23 protein-coding genes and 3 tRNA genes are annotated in these 24582 nt (G+C 56.4%); 10 read left to right on the top strand and 16 right to left on the bottom strand.

Annotated elements, in window-relative coordinates:
• Positions 1 to 49: 49 nt before the first annotated feature.
• The 7 genes from hflX to nnr all read right to left on the bottom strand — a co-directional run bounded on the left by hflX (position 50) and on the right by nnr (position 8484).
• A complete protein-coding gene (gene hflX / locus ACMGG1_RS22400; protein ID WP_020824906.1) occupies positions 50 to 1330 on the bottom strand; it encodes a ribosome rescue GTPase HflX in 1281 nt (426 codons plus the stop codon).
• 95 nt (positions 1331 to 1425) lie between these two features.
• On the bottom strand, positions 1426 to 1734 hold the full coding sequence (gene hfq / locus ACMGG1_RS22405) for an RNA chaperone Hfq (RefSeq protein ID WP_012004894.1): 309 nt from the start codon (positions 1732 to 1734) through the stop codon (positions 1426 to 1428).
• A gap of 114 nt (positions 1735 to 1848) precedes the next feature.
• A complete protein-coding gene (gene miaA / locus ACMGG1_RS22410; protein ID WP_020824905.1) occupies positions 1849 to 2790 on the bottom strand; it encodes a tRNA (adenosine(37)-N6)-dimethylallyltransferase MiaA in 942 nt (313 codons plus the stop codon).
• On the bottom strand, positions 2783 to 4657 hold the full coding sequence (gene mutL, locus ACMGG1_RS22415; protein WP_142816081.1) for a DNA mismatch repair endonuclease MutL: 1875 nt from the start codon (positions 4655 to 4657) through the stop codon (positions 2783 to 2785). Before mutL ends, miaA begins: the two co-directional genes overlap by 8 nt.
• A gap of 26 nt (positions 4658 to 4683) precedes the next feature.
• Complete coding sequence (gene amiB, locus ACMGG1_RS22420; RefSeq protein WP_020824903.1) at positions 4684 to 6480, bottom strand: N-acetylmuramoyl-L-alanine amidase AmiB; 1797 nt, start codon at positions 6478 to 6480, stop codon at positions 4684 to 4686.
• A gap of 7 nt (positions 6481 to 6487) precedes the next feature.
• A complete protein-coding gene (gene tsaE / locus ACMGG1_RS22425) occupies positions 6488 to 6958 on the bottom strand; it encodes a tRNA (adenosine(37)-N6)-threonylcarbamoyltransferase complex ATPase subunit type 1 TsaE (protein ID WP_142816082.1) in 471 nt (156 codons plus the stop codon).
• A gap of 14 nt (positions 6959 to 6972) precedes the next feature.
• The gene (gene nnr / locus ACMGG1_RS22430; protein WP_142816083.1) at positions 6973 to 8484 is read right to left on the bottom strand and encodes a bifunctional ADP-dependent NAD(P)H-hydrate dehydratase/NAD(P)H-hydrate epimerase; all 1512 of its coding nucleotides are present in this window, start codon (positions 8482 to 8484) and stop codon (positions 6973 to 6975) included.
• Here nnr and queG point away from each other — a divergent pair.
• Positions 8483 to 9622 (top strand): tRNA epoxyqueuosine(34) reductase QueG, encoded by a 1140-nt coding sequence (gene queG / locus ACMGG1_RS22435; RefSeq protein ID WP_414161032.1) that lies wholly within the window; start codon positions 8483 to 8485, stop codon positions 9620 to 9622. The two genes, nnr and queG, sit on opposite strands and share 2 nt — an antisense overlap.
• Before the next feature lie 299 nt (positions 9623 to 9921).
• Here queG and ACMGG1_RS22440 read toward each other — a convergent pair.
• The 4 genes from ACMGG1_RS22440 to orn all read right to left on the bottom strand — a co-directional run bounded on the left by ACMGG1_RS22440 (position 9922) and on the right by orn (position 11018).
• A tRNA-Gly gene (locus ACMGG1_RS22440) sits at positions 9922 to 9997 on the bottom strand.
• 55 nt (positions 9998 to 10052) lie between these two features.
• Positions 10053 to 10128, bottom strand: a tRNA-Gly gene (locus ACMGG1_RS22445).
• 64 nt (positions 10129 to 10192) lie between these two features.
• A tRNA-Gly gene (locus tag ACMGG1_RS22450) sits at positions 10193 to 10268 on the bottom strand.
• Positions 10269 to 10472: 204 nt separating this feature from the next.
• Positions 10473 to 11018: an oligoribonuclease gene (gene orn / locus ACMGG1_RS22455; protein ID WP_020824899.1), complete on the bottom strand. Its 546-nt coding sequence runs from the start codon at positions 11016 to 11018 to the stop codon at positions 10473 to 10475.
• A gap of 183 nt (positions 11019 to 11201) precedes the next feature.
• Here orn and rsgA point away from each other — a divergent pair, with 183 nt between their 5' ends.
• From rsgA to mscM, 3 genes are all read left to right on the top strand, one after another.
• Positions 11202 to 12251 (top strand): small ribosomal subunit biogenesis GTPase RsgA, encoded by a 1050-nt coding sequence (gene rsgA, locus ACMGG1_RS22460; RefSeq protein WP_020824898.1) that lies wholly within the window; start codon positions 11202 to 11204, stop codon positions 12249 to 12251.
• Between the two features lie 76 nt (positions 12252 to 12327).
• Positions 12328 to 13224 (top strand): archaetidylserine decarboxylase, encoded by an 897-nt coding sequence (gene asd, locus ACMGG1_RS22465; protein WP_414161033.1) that lies wholly within the window; start codon positions 12328 to 12330, stop codon positions 13222 to 13224.
• 13 nt (positions 13225 to 13237) lie between these two features.
• Positions 13238 to 16585 (top strand): miniconductance mechanosensitive channel MscM, encoded by a 3348-nt coding sequence (mscM, locus tag ACMGG1_RS22470; protein ID WP_048762797.1) that lies wholly within the window; start codon positions 13238 to 13240, stop codon positions 16583 to 16585.
• A gap of 68 nt (positions 16586 to 16653) precedes the next feature.
• On the opposite strand, the gene epmA is transcribed toward mscM, so the two are convergent.
• On the bottom strand, positions 16654 to 17631 hold the full coding sequence (gene epmA, locus ACMGG1_RS22475) for an elongation factor P--(R)-beta-lysine ligase (RefSeq protein ID WP_020824895.1): 978 nt from the start codon (positions 17629 to 17631) through the stop codon (positions 16654 to 16656).
• Between the two features lie 385 nt (positions 17632 to 18016).
• On the opposite strand from epmA, the gene frdA reads away from it, so the two are divergent.
• The 5 genes from frdA to blc all read left to right on the top strand — a co-directional run bounded on the left by frdA (position 18017) and on the right by blc (position 21941).
• Positions 18017 to 19813 carry a fumarate reductase (quinol) flavoprotein subunit gene (gene frdA / locus ACMGG1_RS22480; RefSeq protein ID WP_020824894.1) on the top strand — a complete coding sequence of 599 codons (1797 nt, stop codon included), beginning with the start codon at positions 18017 to 18019 and terminating at the stop codon, positions 19811 to 19813.
• Positions 19806 to 20540 carry a succinate dehydrogenase/fumarate reductase iron-sulfur subunit gene (locus ACMGG1_RS22485; RefSeq protein ID WP_128865700.1) on the top strand — a complete coding sequence of 245 codons (735 nt, stop codon included), beginning with the start codon at positions 19806 to 19808 and terminating at the stop codon, positions 20538 to 20540. Before frdA ends, ACMGG1_RS22485 begins: the two co-directional genes overlap by 8 nt.
• 15 nt (positions 20541 to 20555) lie before the next feature.
• A complete protein-coding gene (gene frdC / locus ACMGG1_RS22490; RefSeq protein WP_020824892.1) occupies positions 20556 to 20948 on the top strand; it encodes a fumarate reductase subunit FrdC in 393 nt (130 codons plus the stop codon).
• Between the two features lie 12 nt (positions 20949 to 20960).
• Positions 20961 to 21320: a fumarate reductase subunit FrdD gene (gene frdD, locus ACMGG1_RS22495; RefSeq protein ID WP_020824891.1), complete on the top strand. Its 360-nt coding sequence runs from the start codon at positions 20961 to 20963 to the stop codon at positions 21318 to 21320.
• A gap of 87 nt (positions 21321 to 21407) precedes the next feature.
• Positions 21408 to 21941, top strand: a complete 534-nt coding sequence (blc, locus tag ACMGG1_RS22500; protein ID WP_020824890.1) for an outer membrane lipoprotein Blc — start codon at positions 21408 to 21410, stop codon at positions 21939 to 21941.
• Here blc and sugE read toward each other — a convergent pair.
• From sugE to efp, 4 genes are all read right to left on the bottom strand, one after another.
• A complete protein-coding gene (sugE, locus tag ACMGG1_RS22505; RefSeq protein WP_020824889.1) occupies positions 21935 to 22252 on the bottom strand; it encodes a quaternary ammonium compound efflux SMR transporter SugE in 318 nt (105 codons plus the stop codon). The genes blc and sugE overlap by 7 nt on opposite strands.
• Before the next feature lie 215 nt (positions 22253 to 22467).
• Complete coding sequence (locus ACMGG1_RS22510; protein WP_020824888.1) at positions 22468 to 22599, bottom strand: entericidin A/B family lipoprotein; 132 nt, start codon at positions 22597 to 22599, stop codon at positions 22468 to 22470.
• A gap of 122 nt (positions 22600 to 22721) precedes the next feature.
• Positions 22722 to 22850, bottom strand: coding sequence for an entericidin A/B family lipoprotein (locus ACMGG1_RS22515; protein WP_232103375.1), 129 nt, complete (start codon positions 22848 to 22850; stop codon positions 22722 to 22724).
• A 71-nt stretch (positions 22851 to 22921) separates the two neighbouring features.
• A complete protein-coding gene (gene efp, locus ACMGG1_RS22520) occupies positions 22922 to 23488 on the bottom strand; it encodes an elongation factor P (protein ID WP_020824887.1) in 567 nt (188 codons plus the stop codon).
• Positions 23489 to 23530: 42 nt separating this feature from the next.
• Between efp and epmB the strand changes: the two genes are divergently transcribed.
• Complete coding sequence (epmB, locus tag ACMGG1_RS22525) at positions 23531 to 24559, top strand: EF-P beta-lysylation protein EpmB (protein WP_142816086.1); 1029 nt, start codon at positions 23531 to 23533, stop codon at positions 24557 to 24559.
• Positions 24560 to 24582 lie beyond the last annotated feature (23 nt).

Here is a 24582-nt window from a genome sequence, read left to right on the forward strand (position 1 = left end):
TGATTGGGTACTTCAGGCTTACGCGAAGCTCAAATGTAACAGGATATGATCATACTATAAAGTTAATCAGTTCCTGTTCCTGTTTGCAGAGGCGACGCCATTCGACGATAGGCATACGTACCACCACGCCAATGCTGCCGTCTTCTTCGTTCCACTCTTTTTCAATTGCCTGAAGCTGGTAAAAACGGCTACGAAGACGGCCTGCCTCTGGCGGTAAGCGCAGCTCATAATGCGCGATTTCCCCCGATAAGCGCTCCGTCAACGCCTGATACAGCAACGGGATACCTTCACCGCTGGCGGCGGACAGCCACACCCGGATCGGTAAGTTTTCATCGTTGCGGTCGATACGCGGGACAAAATCATCCAGCATATCTATTTTGTTCATCACTAAAAGTGTAGGGATCTCATCCGATTCAATCTCTGCCAGCACGGTATTGACCGCTTCAATGTTTTCATCGACGCGAGTATCCGCGGCATCGATTACATGTAACAGCAAAGACGCCTGACGCGTTTCTTGCAGCGTCGCCTTGAAGGCGGCCACCAGATCGTGCGGCAGGTGCCGGATAAAGCCTACGGTATCCGCCAACACGGTATCGCCCACATCGGCCACGTCAATGCGCCGCAGGGTAGGATCCAAAGTGGCAAATAGCTGGTCTGCCGCATAGACATCGGCGGACGTAATTCGGTTAAACAGGGTGGATTTTCCGGCGTTGGTATACCCTACCAGCGATACGGTCGGCACTTCAGCACGGGTACGCGCACGTCGGCCCTGTTCACGCTGCTTAGCTACCCGCTCCAGGCGGCGTAGAATCAAGCTAATGCGATCGCGCAACAGACGACGGTCGGTCTCTAATTGGGTTTCCCCTGGCCCGCGCAGGCCTATCCCCCCTTTTTGACGCTCAAGGTGGGTCCAGCCACGCACCAAACGCGTGGCAATATGACGCAACTGCGCCAACTCTACCTGCAGCTTACCTTCATGGGTACGGGCGCGCTGGGCAAAGATGTCTAGAATCAACCCGGTGCGATCGATCACTCGGCATTCGCACAGGCGTTCAAGATTTCTCTCCTGCGCTGCAGAAAGGGAGTGATCAAACAGGACAACAGATGCGCCACTGGCTTTTACCGCGTCTGCAATTTCTTCGGCCTTTCCTTCACCGACAAAGTATTTGGGATGCGGGGCTTTGCGGCTACCAGTCACCACTTGCAAAGCTTCGACACCCGCAGAGGACACCAGGGATTCGAACTCACTGAGATCTTCTGTGTCTTTGTCTTGCGAGAAATAGATATGAACCAGGACGGCCTGCTCACCGGCTTCATAACGGTCAAACAAGCGTGCAACCTCTCAAACGGGAACCCGTGAGTTTGGGGGACATAAACAGCCCACGGCTGCTTATGCTCCCCTTCATGGTTGACTCGCAACGCGCTTTATTCAGCGTCATCGCTTTCCTGCTGCGGCTGTTGCGGCGCAGACGGATTGTTACCATGGTGATAGTTACTGGTGCCGCCGCTCGGGGTATTGCTATGGTGCGAAACCGGGCGTGACGGGACAACGGTAGAGATAGCGTGCTTATAAACCATCTGGCTCACCGTGTTTTTCAACAGGATGACAAACTGGTCAAAAGACTCAATCTGGCCTTGCAGCTTAATACCATTCACCAAATAAATAGAAACCGGAACACGTTCACGACGCAATGCGTTCAGGAACGGATCTTGCAAAGATTGCCCCTTAGCCATTCTATCTTTTCCTTATTTGCTTGTTGTTTTTAACTAAGAACCTGTCGGCTCTAAAATAAACGACCTAAAAAATTTGCGCGCTGAATACTCATCAATTGTACACAATCACTCGACCTATGCACTAACAACCTGTATTACCGAGTCCAAAGCCTCTCCCGGCTTCTCGCTGTCCAGCCAATGTACCGAGTTCCAGCCTCGTAACCAGGTCATTTGGCGCTTGGCCAACTGACGTGTTGCGCAAATACCACGATAAACCATCTCATCGTAACTAATTTCGCCAGATAAATATGACCACATCTGGCGATAACCGACACAGCGAATGGAAGGCAAATCCGTATGCAAATCACCCCGTGCAAAAAGTGCACGCGCTTCCGTCTCAAAACCTGCCGCCAACATTTGATGGTACCGCAGCGCGATGCGTTGATGGATCAACTCACGGCTGGTCGGCGCTATCGCAAATTGGTGAACATGATACGGCAACGATTCACCCGAAATTTTAGTCAGTTCCGTTAAAGTTTTACCCGAAATAAAAAAAACTTCCAGTGCTCTGGACAGTCTCTGCGGATCATTAGGATGAATTCTCAATGCCGCAACCGGGTCAATCTCTTGCAACTGACGGTGTAAAACGTCCCAACCCTGCTCCGCAGCCTGCTGTTCGATACGCTCACGCACCGCCGGATCGGCAGGCGGCAGCGGCGATAAACCTTCCAGCAGCGCCTTGAAGTAAAGCATGGTGCCCCCGACGAGCAGCGGGATACGCCCGGCGGCGGTAATGGCGGCCATCTCTTTCAGTGCATCGGCGCGAAAATCCGCTGCTGAGTAAACTTCGGCGGGATCGCGAATATCAATCAGCCGGTGCGGTGCCTGCGCCAATTCCTCAGCGCTCGGTTTAGCCGTGCCGATATCCATGCCGCGATAAATCAGCGCGGAATCCACGCTGATCAGTTCCACAGGCAGGCGTTCACGCAGCGCGATCGCCAACGCGGTCTTGCCCGAGGCGGTCGGCCCCATCATAAAAATAGCAGGGGGACGTGGTGTCATTTCAGTTTCAATCATGCTTAAGGGCTGCCAGTGCAGCCTGTAAATCAACAGGTTGTAAAAGTCCGCTCGGTGGTGATTTGACCAGCTGCGGGCAAAGTCGTTCAACGTCGGTCAGCAATTGTATCGCTTGCGAGGTGTTCCACTGCTCATGTTCGCTGCCCAAGTGGCGGGCGAACCAGGTGGCTAACACCGGGGGCGACATCTCCTGATGCTCGGCCAGATAGCCTAACAGTTCGGGTATCAGTTTTTGTAAATTTTGTTGGCGTAATGGTAAAGGTACTGCGCGCAACGTCACACGCCCATGATCCGTCTGCAAATCCAATCCCATTTTGACCAGTAACGGCTGATGGCGCACACAGGCGGCCGCTTCTTGCTTATTCAGCGTCAGTTTGATGGGGATCAGCAGCGGCTGCGGCCGCAGGCCTTCTTCAGCCGGATTAAGCTGCGCCTGGCGCAACCAGCGCTCGGCCACCGGCAGGTTGAGCAACATCAATTGCTGGCGACGCTCAATCAGGGCAAAGCACGGCGGATGGATCATCAGCACCCGACCAAAACTGTGCTGGCTGCCGTCCAGCGGCACTTCTCGCTCAGCCTTTACCGGTGGGAACAGCGGTTGTTTCGGCGTTTCTGGCGCTGGCTCCACCACCGGAGCAGCCTGCATCAGATTGCCGTAAAGCTCGCCTTCGCGCTTTTGGTAGCCGTTGCCTGCCTGATAGGCCGGTTGAGGTGCACGCTCGCGCGCGACGCCCGGTTCACTCGGCTGAGGTTCACGGCGCGGCGCCGGCTGCGAGAAATGGTTGCCGCCGGCGGCGACGCGGTTTTCCGGCTGCCAGGTTGGCGCCGACGGTTGTTCCGGCTCATCGTCCAGCGGCAGCGGCGCGTTGCCGACCTGCTGCAGCACGGTAGTTACCGCCTGATAAATAAAGTCATGTACCAATCGCGCCTGATGAAAACGTACTTCGTGCTTGGCCGGGTGCACATTCACGTCTACCTGGTGCGGATCGACCTCGAGATAAAGTACGTACGCGGGCTGCTGATCGTCTTTCAACTGATCCTGATAGGCCTGGCGGATGGCATGATTGATCAGACGATCGCGCATCATACGGCTATTGACGTAGCAATACTGCATCTCGCCCAATTGGCGTGCACCGGCGGGATCAGCCACCCAGCCGCGAATGGTCAGGTCGCCATGCTGCCAGGAAATGTTCAACGCATGCTGCAAAAAAGCCGGGCCACAAATGCTGCCCAGGCGGCGCTCATAGTGGCTCTCGTCTTTGGCTGCGCGATATTGGCGGATCAGTTTGCCGTTGTGGCTGAGGTTGATCGCCACATCGAAACGCGCCAGCGCAATGCGCCGCACCACTTCATCGATATGGCCGAATTCGGTTTTCTCGGTGCGCATGAATTTGCGCCGCGCCGGGGTGTTGTAGAACAGATCCAGCACTTCCAGCGTGCTGCCTATCGGATGTGCCGCTGGTTTGACCGTCACCGCCTGATCGCGGCCTTCGGCATAGGCCTGCCAGGCTTCATTCTGTTCCGCCGTGCGCGAAGTGAGCGTCAAACGGGAAACCGAGCTGATGCTGGCCAACGCCTCGCCGCGAAAACCGAGACTGACGATGGCTTCCAAATCGTCGAGCGTGCTGATTTTACTGGTGGCATGACGCGCCAATGCCAATGCCAGATCGTCTTTACCGATGCCGCAGCCGTTATCGCGGATGCGAATCAGCTTGGCACCGCCGCGTTCGATATCAATATCAATGCGCGTTGCACCGGCATCCAGACTGTTTTCCACCAGTTCCTTTACCACTGACGCGGGCCGTTCGACCACTTCACCGGCGGCAATCTGGTTGGCAAGCTGGGGCGGTAACACCTGGATGGGCATGCTGACTCCTCTATCTAATAGTGGCGCTAGGCCTGCGGAATGGTCAGCGTCCGATCCAGCGGCGCGACGTCCGACTTCAGTTTATTCACGCGTTTCAGGTCGCTGACGCTGACACCGTAACGGGTAGCGATGGAGGATAAGGTATCACCGCGGGTCACTTTGTGCCTGGACGGCTTCTTCACACTGGGTTTTGCCTTGGCGACCGTACTGACCGTCGCGGCGGTTTTACCCGCCGGCACTTTAAGGCGCTGGCCGACCCACACGCCGTCTTTTTTCAGCTTGTTGAGATCACGCAACGCCGCCATGGTGGTGCCATAGCTGTCGGCAATGCCGGAAAGCGTTTCGGCTCGCTTCACCACGTGGATCTGCGTTTTACCGCTAATGCGGCTGCTGCCGGCCGAACTGACGATCGGCGCGGGCTGACTGACGTCTTGTGTTGAGGAGTTAACCGCCGCTGCGACGTCCAGCGGTCGGTTTTCCACCTTTGGGTCGGCTTGTAGCGGGTGCGCCAGGAAATAACTGCGCAGGCCGTTGTGGATCGCCCGGGCAATTTTCTCCTGATATGCGCTACTGCCGAGCAGCCGCTCCTCCGTGCTATTACTGATAAATCCTGTTTCCACCAACAAGGATGGGATATCCGGCGAACGCAGCACGCCAAGGCTGGCGTGTTCAGGACGACGTTTATGCAATGAGCCGACGCTCTGCAACTGCTGCAGCACTTTTACTGCGACATCGTAGCCCACGCGTTGCGAGTGACCAAACTGCAGATCCAACACCGCCTGGCTCAGGTAAGGATCCGCCTGGCTGTTGGCCAGCAAATCACCCGCACCGCCCAGCAACTCGGACTGCTTCTCATGTTGTTCCAGCCAGCCGGCCATCTCACTGTTGGCGCGGCGGTTGGACAGAACCCAAACCGAAGCCCCGTTGGCGCTGCGGTTTGGCGCGGCGTCAGCGTGAATCGAGACCAACACGTTAGCGCCTTGCTTACGTGCCACGTCAGAGCGGCCCATAACCGAGATGAAGTAGTCGCCGTTGCGCGTCAACACCGGTTTAAACTGGGGATCGGCATCCAACAATGCCTGCAGGCGGCGAGCGATAGCGATAGTTACATTTTTCTCTTTCAGGCCGTTCGGGCCAATGGCGCCCGGATCCTGACCGCCGTGACCGGCATCAATAGCCACCACCACCCGATCGCCGGAACCGGCGGATACGCGGCTGCTGCGCGGCGTGACCTCAGATGCGGTACCCGCAACCACGGTAGGCTTATTGGTGAAAGGATTGGAACCACTTGGCGCTCTACGCACCGGAGCGGGCTCTGGTTCAGGCTCACTCACCACCACCGGGGCTTTACGCGTCGGTGGGTTCACGACCACCGGTGCCGGCGTCGGGGCTTTTCGTACTGTAGTGTTTGCGCTGCCCTCGGCGGCGATGGTGAACACCACGGTATAGACACTGCCGTTCTGGCGTGTGGCTACCCGGGTCTTCGCGCGCTGGGTCAGATCAAACACCAGCCTTACGCTCTGGGCGTCTTTCGGCGCGCTGGAACGAATGCTTTTCACCAGGTTCTGGCCGCTGAAATTTAACGGTAAACCGCCCACCTTGCCTTTCTGGTTTACATCCAACACCACGCGATCCGGGCCGTGCAACGGGAAGAAGGCATAGTCCGGCGGACCGGTAAAGCTCACCGATACCGTGGCTTCGCGCTGGGCATTGGTGACTTTAATATCAGACAACGACGATGCGGCCAACGCACTGGCTGCACCCAAAGGCCCCAATACGGCGATCAGGGCGATTACGAGTAATTTTCTCAACGCATACGTCATTGCGGCGTCATTCCTGTGGCCCGTGAATACGGTCTAAAAGCTGGCTGCCGTAGGCAGAAACCGCCTGAACTTTTGCTTCGCGCCCCTGATCCTGGTAGCTGAGATGCAGCTCCAAATCAGGTTCCGGCAAGACGCCGGTCCCCTGCTGTGGCCATTCCACCAGGCAAATGGCATCCTGCGCAAAATAATCGCGAATGCCCATAAATTCGAGTTCTTCCGGATCGGCCAAGCGATACAGATCAAAATGGTATACCGCCAGCGGCTGCAGCGCATAAGGCTCCACCAGCGTATAAGTTGGGCTTTTAACGTTGCCCTGGTGGCCCAATGCCTGCAGAAAACCACGGCTGAAGGTGGTTTTACCGGCGCCCAGGTCACCGTAAAGGTAAATTACGCTGGCGCGATCGCACGCCTTGGCCAAGGCGGTACCCAATGCGACAGTCGCTGCCTCATCCGGCAGAGGTAAAACGAGTTCTTTCATTCGATAGTTTCTATTTATGCCAACTCAGGATTAACGTAATAAGGGATTTCCGGCAATAAATCGCTCGCCAGCATCCCCCTTATTCCTTGTCTTGCCGCCACGCGATCGGCAGCTGCGCCATGCGCCACGCAACCGGCGCAGGCTGCATCATACAGTGAGAGCTTTTGCCCCAGCAAACCGCCGATGATACCGGACAGCACATCGCCCATTCCACCAGAGGCCATGCCGGCGTTGCCGACGTCGGCGATCGCCATCTGGCCTTGATCATCGGCGATCAACGTACCCGCACCTTTCAGCACGGCCACGCCACCGTAATGCGTGACCAGATTACGAACTGCAAGTAAGCGGTCACTCTCAATCTCGGCGGTACGGCACCCCAGCAGACGTGCCGCCTCCCCAGGATGCGGGGTAATCACACGATTCTGACGCTTCTCGGGATTTAATGCCAGTAAGTTCAGCGCATCGGCGTCCCATAACGCCGGTTTATCACTGGCTTGCAATATTTTCAGCGCATTCCTACCCCATTCGTCCTGACCCAGCCCCGGGCCAATCACCAGCACATCCGCCCAGTCGAGCGCCTGCTGCAACCCTTCGTCGCTCAGCGGTTGCACCATCAGTTCCGGTCTGGCGGTCAGCAAGGGCCCGACATGCTCAATATGAGTGAGTACTCGCACCAATCCTGCGCCGCTGCGCAACGCCGCTTCTGCCGCCATGCGTATCGCGCCGCCAAAGCCGTGATCGCCCCCCACCACTAACAAACGCCCCTGTTCACCTTTATGTGAGCAGGGACGACGCGGTTTCAGCCACTGGGACAGCGATTCGGCAGTAAGCCGCTGAATCTGCGTCGGTTGCTTTGCCAGCCACCCCGATAATCCTAGCGTACTCTGGTGAAGTTGCCCCACCCAATCACGAGCCTGGCCGGTCAGCAGGCCAGGTTTAAGCGCGATGAAAGTCATGGTATGCGTTGCGCGGATGACGGCTCCAGGCGCGGCACCGCTTTCAGCCAGCAGGCCCGAGGGGATATCGAGTGCGATAACCGGCGCGCGGCTGCGGTTAACCGCTTCAATCAGGGCATCGTACGGCGACCGTGGCGCACTGCTTAACCCAGTACCGAGCAGGCCGTCGATGATCAGATCAACGTCTTCCGGCCAGCGGCTGTCGACCGGATGGATCTCGCCGCCGCTAGCCAACCATGCCTGTCTGGCTTCAGCCGCTTCTGGGGGCAGTGGTCGTGTGCCTTCGCAGGCAATCAGGCTGACTTTGACACCGGCCGCCGCAGCCAAACGGGCGACAACATAGCCGTCACCGCCATTGTTGCCATGACCGCACAGCACCAGCCAGTGATGGGCGGCAGGATATTGGTCGCACGCCAGCGTGTAAGCCGCCTCACCGGCACGTTGCATCAGTTGATAGAGAGAAATGCCCTGCGAGGCGGCGGCGCTTGCTTCTGCTCGCCGGATCCAGTCCGCAGACCAGACAGAGTGTGGTAAACTGTCAGAGTATCGTTTTTCACTGTGGCCCGTCATGACTCACCCCCTCGATCTCAATCAACTCGCCCAACATATCAAGCAATGGGGGCAATCGCTAGGATTCCAGCAGGTAGGCATCTGCGACACCGATCTGAGCGCGGAAGAGCCCAAGCTGCAGGCCTGGTTGGACAAACAATACCACGGTGAAATGGAGTGGATGGCACGCCATGGCATGCTGCGCGCCCGGCCACATGAGCTGTTGCCCGGCACGCTGCGCGTGATCAGCGTGCGCATGAACTACCTGCCGGCCAAAGCGGCCTTCGCCAGCACCCTCAACAACTCAGAATTAGGCTATGTCAGCCGCTATGCGCTCGGGCGGGACTACCACAAACTGCTGCGCCAACGGCTGAAAAAACTCGGCGATCAGATCCAGGCTTACTGCGGCGAACTTAATTTCCGCCCCTTTGTCGACTCCGCGCCGGTGATGGAACGCGCACTGGCCTCCAAGGCCGGGATTGGCTGGGTTGGTAAACACTCACTTATTTTAAACCGCGAAGCCGGCTCCTGGTTCTTTCTTGGCGAACTGCTGATCGACCTGCCGCTGCCGGTGGATAAGCCCCAGGAGGAACAGTGCGGCCGCTGCGTCGCCTGTATCACTACTTGCCCAACCGGCGCCATCGTCGCCCCCTACACCGTAGATGCGCGCCGCTGCATCTCCTATCTGACGATTGAGTTGGAAGGCGCCATTCCTGAAGAATTCCGGCCGTTATTGGGCAATCGTATTTACGGCTGTGATGATTGCCAGCTTATCTGCCCGTGGAACCGCTTCTCGCAACTTACCGACGAAGACGATTTCAGCCCACGCGCCGCACTGCATGCACCGCAACTGATCGAACTCTTTGGTTGGACGGAAGAGAAATTCCTGCGCATCACCGAAGGCTCCGCCATCCGGCGTATCGGCCATTTACGCTGGCTGCGCAATATCGCCGTGGCGCTGGGCAACGCCCCTTACCAGGATGCGGCAGTGGTGGCGTTGCGCTCCCGGCTGGCACAGGACGCAATGCTGGACGAACATATCCACTGGGCACTGGAGCAACAGTTGGCGCGGCGTGAGGCGCAAGGCATAGAAGTGCAGACAACGCAGAAAAAACGATTGGTACGGGCTGTGGAAAAAGGATTGCCGAGGGATGCCTGAAATCTTTCATTCAGACCCGATAGTCACTCTGTGGATTTGTGCATAAAAATAAAAATGCTTTGTCTTTCAACTGCAACAAAAAGAGCAAGTGATCGGTATAACGTTTTCGGATAAATAAATATGCATACAAATCAATGCGATAAATATTTCATTTGTGTGGCGTTGATTTTTTGAGCTGCGGGTATTATGAGCGCTACCTGTGGATAAGTCTGTTCACAACATTTCGACAGGGTATGTATAACGAGACAAAGAACCGCGCCGCTAAAGGCGTTGGACTGAGTTTAAAACGAAGAGAAAATTGGAGCGGGAAACGAGACTCGAACTCGCGACCCCGACCTTGGCAAGGTCGTGCTCTACCAACTGAGCTATTCCCGCATTGAGATGCTTTGGGCATCCGGCCATCAAACAACAACATGGCCTTTGAATTTTTTGGAGCGGGAAACGAGACTCGAACTCGCGACCCCGACCTTGGCAAGGTCGTGCTCTACCAACTGAGCTATTCCCGCGTCGCATGGGTACTACCTGATACTTTTTTTATTCATCACGCCACATCAGCAGCATTGTTGAATTTGGAGCGGGAAACGAGACTCGAACTCGCGACCCCGACCTTGGCAAGGTCGTGCTCTACCAACTGAGCTATTCCCGCCCGGCGTATCGATGTCGGAACTAAACGAAATTCTTCATCGGTACGGGGTGCGCATTATACGAGAAATCCTTTTTGCCGCAAGCCCCTGAAAGCAAAAAAACGCGATTTTTGTTTGATTGCCGATTAAAGCGCCAAACTGATTAATTAAGCGGCGGAATTGGCTGCTTTCGGCAGTAGGGCCCCGATCAAGAGGCCCGGCATTCGTTATAACTGGATGAAATGCTCGCGGTAATAGGCCAGTTCACCTACCGACTCGCGAATGTCGTCCATTGCCTGGTGGGTGCCCTGCTTCTTGAAGCCACTGAGGATTTCCGGCTTCCAACGGCGCGCCAGTTCTTTCAGCGTACTGACGTCAAGATAACGGTAATGGAAGTAGGCTTCCAGTTCGGGCATATAGCGGAATAGGAAACGGCGGTCCTGACCCACGCTGTTGCCGCAGATCGGCGATTTGCCCGCCGGTACCCACTGCTGCAGGAAGGCGATGGTGGCCAGCTCAGCGGCATGGTCGTCGAACTGGCTGGCTTTCACCCGCTCCACCAGGCCGCTGCCGGTATGGGTGCGCACGTTCCAGTCATCCATCAGGGCAAGCTGTTCATCGGATTGGTGTACGGCGATCACCGGCCCTTCCGCGAGAATGTTCAGATTGGCATCGGTGACCAGCGTAGCGATCTCGATAATGCGATCGCGTTCAGGATCCAAGCCGGTCATCTCCAGATCGATCCAAATCAGGTTATTTTCGTTTCCTGTCATGATATTTCCTGCGTAAAAGCCAAAAGATAAACAAACTGTAGGCAAGGCGGCGACCGGCGCTGGCCGTTCAGCGGCCAAGGTGCGCTGCGCGTGGCGGCTAACAACGGTTATTTAATATAAAATAGCGTGTATCATAGTCCTTTTGGTCGCCATGAGCGATAAAGCGGATTCAAGTGAGGCGCAGTGAGCAAGAACAAACTGTCCAAAGGTCAAGAACGCCGTGTACAGGCGAACCATCAACGTCGCCTGAAACGCACCGATAAAAAACCGGAACTGGATGATTCCCAACTGGGCGAGCCGCAGGACGGCATCGTCATCAGCCGTTTCGGGATGCATGCCGACGTTGAGGCAGCGGACGGCACCCAACACCGCTGCAATATTCGCCGTACGCTGCGTTCGCTGGTCACCGGCGATCGCGTAGTGTGGCGCCCTGGCGTCGGTACCCATGAAGGGGTCAAAGGCATTGTCGAGGCCGTGCATGAACGCACCTCGGTGCTGACACGCCCAGATTTCTACGACGGCGTGAAGCCTATCGCCGCCAATATCAACCAAATCGTTATCGTTTCGGCGATATTACCCGAGCTTTCGCTGAACATCATCGACCGCTACCTTGTAGCCTGTGAAACGCTGGAAGTTGAGCCGCTGATCGTACTGAACAAGATCGATCTGTTGGATGCCGAAGCGCGCAAACGGGTCGACGGCATGATGGATACCTATCGCAAGATTGGTTATCGGGTGCTGGAAGTCTCCAGCCAGACGCGCGAAGGCATGGAAGCGTTCGAACAGGCGCTGGTCGGCCGCATCAGTATTTTCGCCGGGCAGTCGGGGGTCGGCAAGTCCAGCCTGCTTAACGCTCTGCTGCCAGCTTCCAAAGAGCAAATTCTGGTAAATCAGGTTTCCGATGTCTCTGGGCTCGGGCAACATACCACCACCGCTGCACGGCTGTATCATTTCCAGCACGGCGGCGACGTGATCGACTCCCCAGGCGTACGTGAGTTTGGCCTGTGGCACCTTGAACCGGAACAAATCACCCAAGGTTTTGTCGAATTCCGTAACTATTTAGGCGGTTGCAAGTTCCGTGATTGCCGCCACGATACCGATCCAGGCTGTGCTATCCGTGCCGCAATGGAAAAAGGCGATATCGCCAAAGAACGTTTCGACAACTATCACCGTATTCTGGAAAGCATGGCGCAAGTGAAGGTTCGCAAGAACTTCACCGATGCCGCAGACTGATAATGCCGGGCGGCGTTGACGGTGGCAGAGCCAGCGTTACAATGCGCGCCCTTTACCCTGATTCAAGAGGTTAAACGTGCTGGATAGCATCAAAATTAAATTGCAGTACTGGTTACCGAAGCTGGCTCTGACCCGCCTGGCGGGCTGGGGTGCGGACAAGCAGGCCGGTTGGTTGACCCAATTGGTTCTGAAGGGCTTTGCCCGTTATTACCGCGTAAACATGCAAGAGTCGCAACATCCAGAGCTGAGCGCCTACGCCAGCTTCAACGAATTCTTTGTACGCCCGCTGCGTGACGGCGCCCGCCCGATCATCAGCGACGCCAACTGGCTGGCCCTGCCCGCAGACGGTGCCATCAGCCAGCTCGGCCAGATCCACGACGACCAAATTTTCCAGGCCAAAGGCCACAACTACAGCCTGGAAGCGCTGTTGGCCGGCAACTATGTGCTGGCAGAGCCGTTCCGTAACGGTCTGTTCGCCACCACCTACCTGGCTCCGCGGGATTATCACCGCGTACATATGCCGTGCAACGGCGTGCTGCGCGAAATGATTTATGTGCCGGGTGACCTGTTCTCCGTTAACCCATTGACCGCGGCCAACGTGCCAAACCTGTTCGCGCGCAATGAGCGTGTGATCTGCGTGTTTGATACCGCTGTCGGGCCAATGGTGCAGATCCTGGTGGGCGCCACCATCGTCGGCAGCATCGAAACCGTCTGGGCCGGCACGGTAACCCCGCCACGCGAAGGCATTATCAAACGCTGGACCTATCCTGAAGAAGGTGCGGAAGGCGCTATCGTGCTGGAGAAAGGCGAAGAAATGGGCCGCTTCAAGCTGGGTTCGACGGTCATTAACCTGTTTACCCCAGGCAGCGTACAGTTCGCGCCGCAGTTGAACAACGGCACCGTGATCCGCATGGGCGAAGCCTTCGCAGAAATCCCGGCCGCGTCTGCTGCCGTTGAAACACCGCAGATCTGAAGGAATTGACGCTGTGCGCCTGATTATCACGTTATTGCTCGGTTGCTTACTGGCTCAACCGGTGCTGGCCGCCACGGTGCCCACCGAAACACAGCTCAAACAGGAGCTGAAGCAGGCCGAGAGCAACAAGAGCGCGCCTAATCAGGCGGAAACCACTGAGGCGTTGCAAAGCGCCCTCAACTGGCTGTCGGAGCGTAAAGAGTCGCTAACGCGCGTTGAGCAATATCAGCGCGTGATCGACGATTTCCCGAAGATGACGCAGGAACTGCGTCGTCAGTTAGCGCTGGAAGACAGCAAAATCCTGCCGAACGGCGATAACCTGCCGGCCAGCGATTTGGAACAGCAAATCCTGCAAACCAGCAGCCTGCTGCTGGAACAGGCGCGTTTGCTGCAGCAAGAGCAGGAACGCACGCGGGAAATCAGCGATTCCCTCGGCCAATTGCCACAGCAGCAGACCGACGCTCGCCGTGCATTGACCGAGGTTCAACGTCGCCTGCAGGCCCAACCCGCCAACCCGACCACTCCGCATGCTCAGGCTGCGCTGGCGTTATTGCAGGCGGAAGCCGCTGCACGCAAAGCCAAAGTCGATGAGCTCGAACTGGCACAGCTGTCGGCCAACAACCGCCAGGAACTGGCGCGGATGCGCGCCGAAGTCTACAAAAAGCGCCACGAGAAGATTGACGTTCAACTGCAGGCGCTGCGCAATAACCTCAATGCCCAGCGACAGCGCGAAGCCGAACTGGCACTGGAAAAAACCGAGCAGTTGGCCGAGCAAAATGGCGATCTGCCGAAAAGTATCAGTCAGCAGTTGCAAATCAACCGTGAACTGTCTGCGGCGCTGAACAATCAGGCCCAGCGCATGGATCTGATTTCATCCCAACAACGTCAGGCCGCCGCGCAAACGCTGCAGGTGCGCCAGGCATTAAGCACCATTATCGAACAGGCCCAGTGGCTCGGCTCCTCATCGGCGCTGGGAGAAACCCTGCGTGCTCAGGTCGCCACGCTGCCGGAAATGCCCAAGCCGCAGCAGCTCGATGGCGATATGGCCCAACTGCGCGTACAGCGCCTGCAGTTTGAAAGCCAACTGGAAAAACTGTCTCAGCGCGAATTCAAACGTGACGACGGCAGTGAACTGACCAGCGCGGAAAGACGCATTGTCGACGCCCAGTTGCGCACTCAGAGGGAACTGCTGAATTCACTGCTGTCCGGGTGCGATACTCAGATCCTCGAGCTGACCAAGCTGAAAGTGGCCAACACCCAGTTGATCGAGGCGTTAAACGAAATCAAGGACGCCACCCACCGCTATCTGTTCTGGGTGCCTGACGTCAATCCTATCACCCTGTCCTATCCGATTAACGTCGCGCACGATCTGACACGTCTGCTGTCGCTGGATACGCTGTCACAGCTCGGTGGGGCCTTCATGATGATGGTGACCAGCCGCGAAACGCTGATCCCCATCTTCGGTGCCCTGCTGCTGGTTATTTTCAGCATCAGCTCTCGCAAGCACTACCACGCCTTCCTGACGCGCGCCAGCAGCCGGGTTGGCAAAGTGACCCAGGACGAATTCTTCCTGACCCTGCGCACCGTATTCTGGTCGATTTTGGTGGCACTGCCGCTGCCGGTGCTCTGGGCAGCGCTCGGCTTTGGCCTGCAAAGCGCCTGGAACTACCCGGTAGCCGAAGCGATCGGCAAGGGTGTCACCGCCACGCTGCCGATCCTGTGGGTATGTATGATTTGCGCCGCCTTCGCCCACCCACAGGGGTTGTTTATCGTGCATTTCCGCTGGCCGGTGAAGCAGGTTTCACGCGCCATGCGCTATTACAAAATGTCGATCTGGCTGATAGTGCCGCTGATCATGGCGTTGATCACCTTCGACAGCCTGAAAGAACGCGAGTTTGCCAATACCCTGGGACGGCTGTGCTTTATCCTGCTGTGTCTGGCTTTGGCCATCGTCACCAATAGCCTGAAACGCGCCGGCATCCCGCTGTATCTGGATAAAAAAGGCTCCGGCGACAACATGGTCAACACCGCGCTGTGGGGGCTATTGCTGTCCGCGCCGCTGCTGGCGGCGCTGGCCTCCGCCGTCGGCTATCTGACCACCTCTCAGGCACTGTTGGCGCGGTTGGAAACGTCGGTGGCCATCTGGTTCTTCCTGCTGGTGATTTACCACATTATTCGCCGCTGGATGCTGATCCAACGGCGACGTATCGCCTTTGACCGCGCCAAGCAACGCCGGGCCGATATTCTGGCTCAGCGTGCGCGCGGTGAAGAAGAAACACCGCATACGCCCAATAGCACCGAAGGATCGATGGACATGGATGATTCAGAAATCGATCTGGATACCATCAGCGCCCAGTCGCTCCGGTTGGTTCGTTCGATCCTGACGATGATCGCGCTGGTGTCGGTGATCGTGCTGTGGTCAGAAATTCACTCGGCCTTCGCCTTCCTGGAAAACATCTCCCTGTGGGACGTGACGTCGACGGTCAATGGCGTGGAAACCGCGCATCCAATCACCTTGGGTGCGGTATTGATCGCCATCCTGGTGCTGATCGTTACCATGCAGTTGGTGCGTAACCTGCCGGCCCTGCTGGAGCTGGCGGTACTGCAGCACCTGGATCTGTCGCCGGGCACCGGCTACGCCATCACCACCATTACCAAGTATCTGTTGTTGTTGTTCGGCGCCATCCTCAGCTTTTCCTGGATCGGTATCGAATGGTCGAAACTGCAGTGGGTAGTGACCGCGCTCAGCGTGGGGTTGGGCTTTGGTATGCAGGAGATCTTCTCCAACTTTATCTCCGGCCTGATCATCCTGTTTGAAAAACCGATCCGCATTGGTGATACCGTGACGATCCGCAACCTGACCGGTACCGTCACCAAGATCAACACCCGCGCCACCACCATTTCGGACTGGGATCGCAAAGAGATCATCGTGCCGAACAAGGCGTTTATCACCGAGCAGTTCATTAACTGGTCGCTGTCGGACAACCTGACTCGTGTGGTACTGACCGTACCGGCACCGGCAGAAGCCAACAGCGAAGAAGTGACCAAGATCCTGACCAATGCCGCCGAACGCTGTTCGCTGGTGCTTGATAATCCGGCACCGGAGGTTTATCTGGTCGATCTGCAGCAGGGTATCCAGATCTTTGAACTGCGTATTTACGCCGCCGAGATGGGCCACCGCATGCCGTTGCGCCATGAGATCCATCAGTTGATCTTGTCCGGCTATCGCGAGCACGGCATTACGCTGCCGTACCCACCATTCCAGGTTCGCAGCGAGACGCTGTCCCGCCTGACCAGCAACGGTCGCACGCCGGCCTCCACACCGGCGCCCAACACCAAACGCGAATCGGGCAGTTTGTAACCGCCGCATGCAAAAAGGGTTCGGCTATGGCCGAACCCTTTTTTATCGCAATGGCGCTGAATTAGCGGTTATGCGCGCCCGACCGGGAAGGCCAACACTTCACTCAGGCTTTCAGCGCCCAACGCCAGCATCACCAGCCGATCAACGCCTAGCGCCACACCGGAACACTCCGGCATACCGTGCTGCAGCGCATCCAGCAGGTTGTTATCAATCGGGTGCTGCGGCAAACCGCGTTCCGCTCGCTTGCGGTTATCCTGATCAAAACGCTGACGCTGCTCGCGGCTGTCGGTCAGTTCACGGAAGCCATTCGCCAGTTCAATACCTTTGAAATAGACTTCGAAACGCTCCGCCACGCGGTGATCTTCAGTGCTGATCTCCGCCAACGACGCCTGGCTGGCCGGGAAGTGATAAACAAACGCCGGTTTATCACGGCCGATGTACGGCTCCACGCCAACGGTAAACAACAATTGCAGCAGCGTATCGCGATCCTCTTCGGTATCGGCAATGTTGCTCAGATCGAGTTTGGCCGCCGCTTCACGCAGTTGTACCTTCTCCGCTGACAGCGGATCGATATCCAGATGGCGCAGGAAAGCCTGCTGATAAGACAGGGTCTCCGCACTCTCGCAGTCCAGTACCTGCTGCAGCAGATCATCCACCTCGTTCATCAGCCGGTACATGTCGTAGTGCGGACGGTACCACTCCAGCATGGTGAATTCAGGGTTGTGATGACGACCGGCCTCTTCATTGCGGAAACTGCGCCCCATCTGATAGATCGGCCCGCTGCCCGCCGCCAGCAGACGTTTCATGTGGTATTCCGGGCTGGTCATCATGTACAGCGTCATGCCATCCGCCGCACCGGGCCCGACAAAACGCGTCTGGAACGGGAACAGGTGAATATCGGTGACCGTCGCCTGGCTCATGGTTGGCGTCTCAACTTCCAGCACGCCACGATCGGCGAAGAAACGCCGGATCTCAGTCAGGATCGCTGCGCGTTTCAACAAATTGGCGATGGGTGCACTTGGCTGCCAGCTTGCCGTTTCGCTCATGGTAATTACTCCGAAATCAAACAGGGGATGCAGTCTACTCGTATCCTGGCATGCAAACAAATTCTTAACAGCTCGGCCGCTTTAACCTCGACATTACCTGATAAATAGTTGGCAAAAAGGTTAATAAAAGTTGAATAAACGTTAAATCCAACCCACAGGCAATTATCCTTCCGCCCGCCGGTTAAAAGGCAAAACAATCGATCACATCAAATTTCTTCTACTTAACTTTAGGTATAGTTAATTCCACATTATTGGTGGGAGATATCTATCCTTAAGCTTTATGCAACGACAATGAACTCAGTTAGTTAGCACCCGAAGAATATTTATAAATATTAAGCATAGATATTTAATTTGCCGTTCTTAACAAGAATATTGGAGGAATGCAGTGCAAACCTTTAACGCCGATCTTGCCATTATTGGGGCCGGGGGTGCTGGTTTACGTGCAGCAATAGCCGCAGCGGAAGCCAACCCCCAACTGAAAATCGCGCTCATCTCAAAAGTCTACCCGATGCGCAGCCATACGGTAGCCGCCGAAGGGGGATCCGCCGCCGTCACTCAGGATCACGACTCTTTTGACTACCATTTCAACGACACCGTTGCCGGTGGCGACTGGTTGTGTGAGCAGGACGTGGTCGACCATTTCGTCCACAACTGCCCGCGGGAAATGACCCAGTTGGAACAGTGGGGCTGCCCGTGGAGCCGTAAACCGGACGGTTCGGTCAACGTGCGTCGCTTCGGCGGCATGAAGATTGAACGAACCTGGTTCGCCGCCGACAAGACCGGCTTCCACATGCTGCATACCCTGTTCCAGACCTCGCTCAAATACCCGCAAATCCAACGTTTCGACGAGCACTTTGTGCTGGATATTCTGGTGGATGACGGTCAGGTCCGCGGTTTGGTCGCAATGAACATGATGGAAGGCACCCGCGTGCAGATCCGCGCCAATGCGGTGATCATGGCCACCGGCGGTGCCGGACGCGTGTACCGCTACAACACCAATGGCGGCATCGTCACCGGTGATGGCATGGGCATGGCGTTCCATCACGGCATCCCACTGCGCGATATGGAGTTCGTCCAATATCACCCTACCGGCCTGCCGGGTTCCGGCATCCTGATGACCGAAGGCTGCCGCGGCGAAGGCGGTATTCTGGTGAATAAAGACGGCTACCGTTATTTGCAGGACTACGGCATGGGCCCGGAAACCCCGCTGGGCGAGCCGAAGAACAAATACATGGAGCTGGGCCCGCGCGATAAAGTTTCGCAGGCCTTCTGGCACGAATGGCGTGCCGGTCGCACCATCGCCACCCCGCGCGGCGACGTGGTCTATCTCGACCTGCGCCATCTGGGGGAAAAGAAGCTGCTCGAACGCCTGCCGTTCATCTGTGAACTGGCCAAGGCCTACGTCGGCGTCGATCCGGTAAAAGACCCCATCCCGGTACGCCCAACGGCGCATTACACCATGGGCGGCATTGAAACCGATCAAAACTGCGAAACCCGCATCAAGGGGCTGTTTGCCGTCGGCGAATGCTCTTCCGTCGGTCTGCACGGTGCCAACCGCCTGGGATCCAACTCGCTGGCGGAACTGGTGGTGTTCGGCCGGGTGGCCGGTGAGCATGCAGCTCGTCGCTCGCTGGAATCTGGCCCGGCCAATGGCAGTGCCCTTGATGCGCAAGGGCGCGACGTCGAAACCCGACTCAGCAATTTGATGAAGCAGGAAGGCAGCGAAAACTGGTCGAAGATCCGCGATGAAATGGGGCTGTCGATGGAAGAAGGCTGCGGTATCTACCGTACGCCAGAACTGATGCAAAAAACCATCGATAAACTGGCTGAGCTGAAAGAACGCTTCAAGCGCGTCAAAATCACCGATAACTCCAGCGTGTTCAATACCGACCTGCTGTACACCATCGAGCTGGGCTACGGCCTGGACGTCGCCGAGTGCATGGCGCACTCCGCCTTTAACCGTAAAGAATCCCGCGGCGCCCACCAGCGTCTGGATGAAGGCTGCACCGAACGTGACGACGTGAATTTCCTGAAGCATACGCTGGCGTTCCATAACCCTAACGGCGCACCGCGCCTGGAATACAGCGACGTGAAGATCACCAAACTGCCACCGGCCAAACGTGTGTACGGCGCTGAAGCCGAAGCGCAGGACAAAAAGGATAAGGAGCAGGCAAATGGCTGAGATGAACACCCTGAAAATCGAGGTCATGCGCTATAACCCGGAATGCGACGCAGAGCCACATTTCGAGACCTTCGCGGTGCCTTACGATGAACAAACCTCGCTGCTCGACGCGCTGGGTTACATCAAGGATAACCTGGCGCCGGACCTTTCCTACCGCTGGTCATGCCGCATGGCTATCTGCGGCTCGTGCGGCATGATGGTCAACCGGGTACCGAAACTGGCCTGCAAGACCTTCCTGCGCGAATACACCAACGGCATGAAGGTAGAGGCACTGGGTAACTTCCCGATTGAACGCGATCTGGTAGTCGATATGACCCACTTTATCGAAAGCCTGGAGGCGATTAAGCCTTACATCATCGGCAATAACCGCAAACCGGAAGACGGCCCTAACGTGCAAACACCGGCGCAGATGGCCAAGTACCACCAGTTCTCCGGCTGTATCAACTGCGGGCTGTGTTACGCCGCTTGCCCGCAATTCGGTTTGAACCCAGAGTTCATCGGCCCAGCGGCAATCACCCTGGCGCACCGCTACAACCTGGATAATCGCGACCACGGCCAGAAACAGCGCATGGCGCAACTCAACGGCCAAAACGGCGTGTGGAGCTGTACCTTTGTCGGCTACTGCTCTGAAGTGTGTCCGAAGCACGTCGACCCGGCCGCTGCTATCCAGCAGGGCAAGGTGGAAAGTGCCAAAGACTTCATGATCGCCATGCTGAAGCCGCAATAAGGGAGAGAAACCGCAATGACAACACAACGTAAGCCCTATGTGCGCACCATGACGCCAACCTGGTGGCAAAAGCTCGGCTTCTATCGTTTCTATATGCTGCGTGAAGGGACCTCGGTGCCGGCCGTGTGGTTCAGCATCGTGCTGATCTACGGCGTTTTTGCGCTGAAAGGCGGTGCGGAGAGCTGGGCAGGGTTCGTCGGTTTTCTGCAAAACCCGCTGGTGCTGCTGATTAACGTAGTCGCCCTGCTGGCGGCGTTGCTGCACACCAAAACCTGGTTCGATTTGGCACCGAAAGCCGCCAATATCGTGGTCAACAGCGAAAAAATGGGGCCAGGGCCTATCGTCAAAGCGCTGTGGGCGGTAACGCTGGTCGCCAGCGTGGTCATCCTGGCCGTGGCCCTGCTGTAATCCGGAGGAAACATGATAAATCAAGCACCTAAACGCTCAGACGAACCGGTTTTCTGGGGATTATTCGGCGCCGGCGGCATGTGGGGCGCGATCATCGCGCCCGCTATCGTGCTGCTGGTCGGCATTCTGCTGCCACTGGGGTGGTTCCCTGGCGATGCGCTGGGCTATGACCGTGTGTTGGCTTTCTGCCAGAGCCTGATTGGCCGGCTGTTCCTGCTGCTGATGATTATCCTGCCGCTGTGGTGCGGTCTGCACCGTATACACCATGCGATGCACGATTTGAAAATCCACGTGCCGGCCGGTAAATGGGTCTTCTATGGCCTGGCGGCCATCCTCAGCGTCGTCACCGTTATCGGCGTGGTGACGCTGTAAAACACTTCTGGCGGCCAACTCCCGTTGGCCGTCTGCTTTGCCTTTCGGCTACACTGTTTATTCCAACCCGGTAAACAGGAGTAACCAATGCGTTTTCGGTCAAAGCTATGCGCGATCATTCCCGCCTTCCTTTCCGCCGCTTGCAGCGTTTCCCCGCCGAAGAACATCAAAGTAGTGAATGATTTCGACAGCCAGCGCTATCTCGGCACCTGGTATGAAATCGCGCGTTTTGATCACCGTTTTGAACGCGGCCTCGAACAGGTCACCGCCAACTACAGCCCACGCGAAGACGGCGGCCTCAAAGTGGTGAACCGGGGTTTTAATACGCAAAAACAACAATGGCAGGAAAGCACGGGCAAGGCCTATTTTACCGGCTCACCACAGGTAGCCGCACTCAAGGTGTCCTTTTTTGGGCCTTTCTACGGTGGGTATAACGTGATTGAGTTGGATGCAGATTATCGCTACGCGCTGGTTTGCGGCCCAAACCGAGGGTATTTGTGGATACTGTCGCGCACGCCGACGCTGGACGCCGCCACGCGCGACAGATTAGTGCAAACCGCGAAAAACAACGGCTTTGATACGGATAAGCTAATCTGGGTGAAACAAACGCAGCATCAGTGACTGCTGAACTTCAACCCAAGTATGCCGACAACAATCAGGCACAGGCTGAGGATGCGCGCGATATTGGTTGATTCACCAAGTAACACCATCCCCATAATTGCCGCGCCTACCGCACCAATGCCTGTCCAAACGGCATAAGCCGTGCCGGCGGGCAGCGTTTTCATCGCATGTGCCAACAGCAGCATGCTGACCACCATGGCGGCAACAGTAATAATGCTGGGGGTCAAACGAGTAAAACCATGGGTGTATTTCAGGCCAACAGCCCATACGACTTCCAACAAACCGGCAATAAGCAGAATAATCCAAGCCATGAAACAGGCTCCATAACGGTGGGGTCGTCCCCGAATGCAGATGCGTAAACGGGTCGTCCCATTTAGCGTTGTGATATGCCAGGGGATTATACCCACTGCCGGGGAGGATAACAGTACAAAGCTTTCGGCAGGAGATAGGTCAACAGGGGAAGCGGTATCCCACAACGATGCCTTTGGGCAGCTTTTCGCGGAATACCGCAAGTCAGTAAAGGGAGTTATTCCGCGCTACGCTGGATAGCCTTGCCGCCAGCCTGGATGTCCTCGCCCACGCCCTGAGTGGTGTTGCATGCGGTCAATGAGGTCAAGATCATCAAAGAGAAAATCGCGATAATACTTTTCTTCAGCATAGGAAAGTCCTTATTTGTCAGTGATGAAAAAGTACGGCTTTCTAAGCGTAGTAAATATTAGCGAGAGTTGCTGTTTAAAATGGTTTTATTTCGCACGATTACATTAGAGGCTTTAATGGTTATTAGCTGGCAGTACGCGAAATAGCGCCGCCGAGGTGCTGAACGTCCTCACCGAAACCACGGAAAGTATTACAGCCGCTAAGGGACATCAGTAACAGTAGGGAGACAACGGCTAACAGAGTTTTTTTCATTATGTAGATTCTGCCAACGAGATACGGAAGGTAAAACAAAGGAGCCGCGCAGGGCTCCTTTCTTTTGAAACTTATTTTACGCGTGAAACGTATTCGCCAGAGCGGGTGTCAACGCGAACAACTTCACCAATCTGTACGAACAATGGAACCTTAACCACGGCGCCAGTGCTCAGGGTGGCAGGCTTGCCGCCGGTACCGGCAGTATCACCTTTCAGACCTGGATCGGTGTCAGTGATTTCTGCTTCGATAAAGTTCGGGGGCTGAACCGCGATTGGACGACCGTCCCACAGGGTAACGATACATTCTGCGTTGTCTTGCAGCCATTTTGCCGCATCAGAAACGGTTTTTTCTTCAACACCGTGTTGCTCGAAAGTCTCAGGGTGCATGAAGTGGTAGAACTCACCGTCGTTGTACAGGTAGTTCATGTTGGTATCTACCACGTCCGCGCCTTCGCAAGAGTCGGTAGATTTGAAGGTTTTCTCAACGCGAGTGCCGGTCAGCAGACGACGCATTTTAACGCGCGCAAATGCCTGGCCTTTGCCCGGTTTAACGAACTCACTGGATTCGATAGCGTAAGGTTCGCCCTCGAACATGATTTTAAGACCCGGACGGAAATCGTTGCTAGAATAAGTCGCCATGATGGCCCTCTGAATATTTAAACTGGTAGCTTAGCCAAAAAAATGGCACACATTATAACCCAAAGTACGGCATATAGAGAAGATTGGTTGCATCAACTCGCCGATGTTATTACCGATCCCGATGAATTACTGCAGCTTTTGTCACTGAATATGCATCCGGACCTGCCGCAGGGCCGTGAAGCCCGTCGGCTGTTTGCATTGCGCGTACCCCGCGCCTTCGCCGCACGCATGCGTCCCGGCGACGCCAATGATCCGCTATTGCGTCAGGTTCTGACCGCCAGCGAAGAATTCATCAATGCACCCGGCTTCACGACCGATCCGCTGGACGAACAGCGTAGCGTGGTGCCAGGCCTGCTGCACAAATACCGTAATCGTGCTTTGCTGTTGGTTAAAGGCGGCTGTGCGGTTAACTGCCGCTACTGCTTCCGTCGCCATTTTCCGTATCAGGACAACCAGGGCAATAAAGCCAACTGGCGTCAGGCGTTGGATTATATCCGCCAACACCCGGAACTGGATGAGATTATTTTCTCCGGTGGCGATCCGCTGATGGCCAAAGATCACGAGCTGGACTGGCTGATCGGGGAACTGGAAGCCATTGAGCACGTAAAACGCCTGCGCATCCACACCCGTTTGCCAGTGGTGATCCCGGCACGTATCACGCCAGAACTGTGCCGCAGGCTGTCGGCCTCACGCCTGCAGGTACTGATGGTCACGCACATCAATCATGCCAATGAGATTGACCGTGAACTGCAGGGAGCCATGGCGCAACTGCGTCTGGCCGGCGTCACCTTGCTGAACCAAAGTGTGTTGCTGCGCGGCATCAACGACAACGCCGACACGTTGGCGGCGCTGAGCAATGCGCTGTTTGACGCAGGTATCCTGCCCTATTACATCCACGTGCTGGATAAGGTACAGGGCGCGGCGCACTTTATGGTCAGTGACGACGAAGCGCGCGCCATTATGCAGGCGCTGCTGAGCAAGGTTTCCGGATATATGGTGCCGCGTCTGACCCGTGAAGTCGGCGGCAAGCCAAGCAAAACGCCGCTCGACCTGCGCCTGATGCAAGATTGACTGACCGACGGAATGACAAAAAC

Origin of the sequence: Serratia sp. BNK-12, from assembly GCF_047456085.1 — a bacterium.
In the GTDB taxonomy this organism is placed as follows: domain Bacteria; phylum Pseudomonadota; class Gammaproteobacteria; order Enterobacterales; family Enterobacteriaceae; genus Serratia; species Serratia liquefaciens.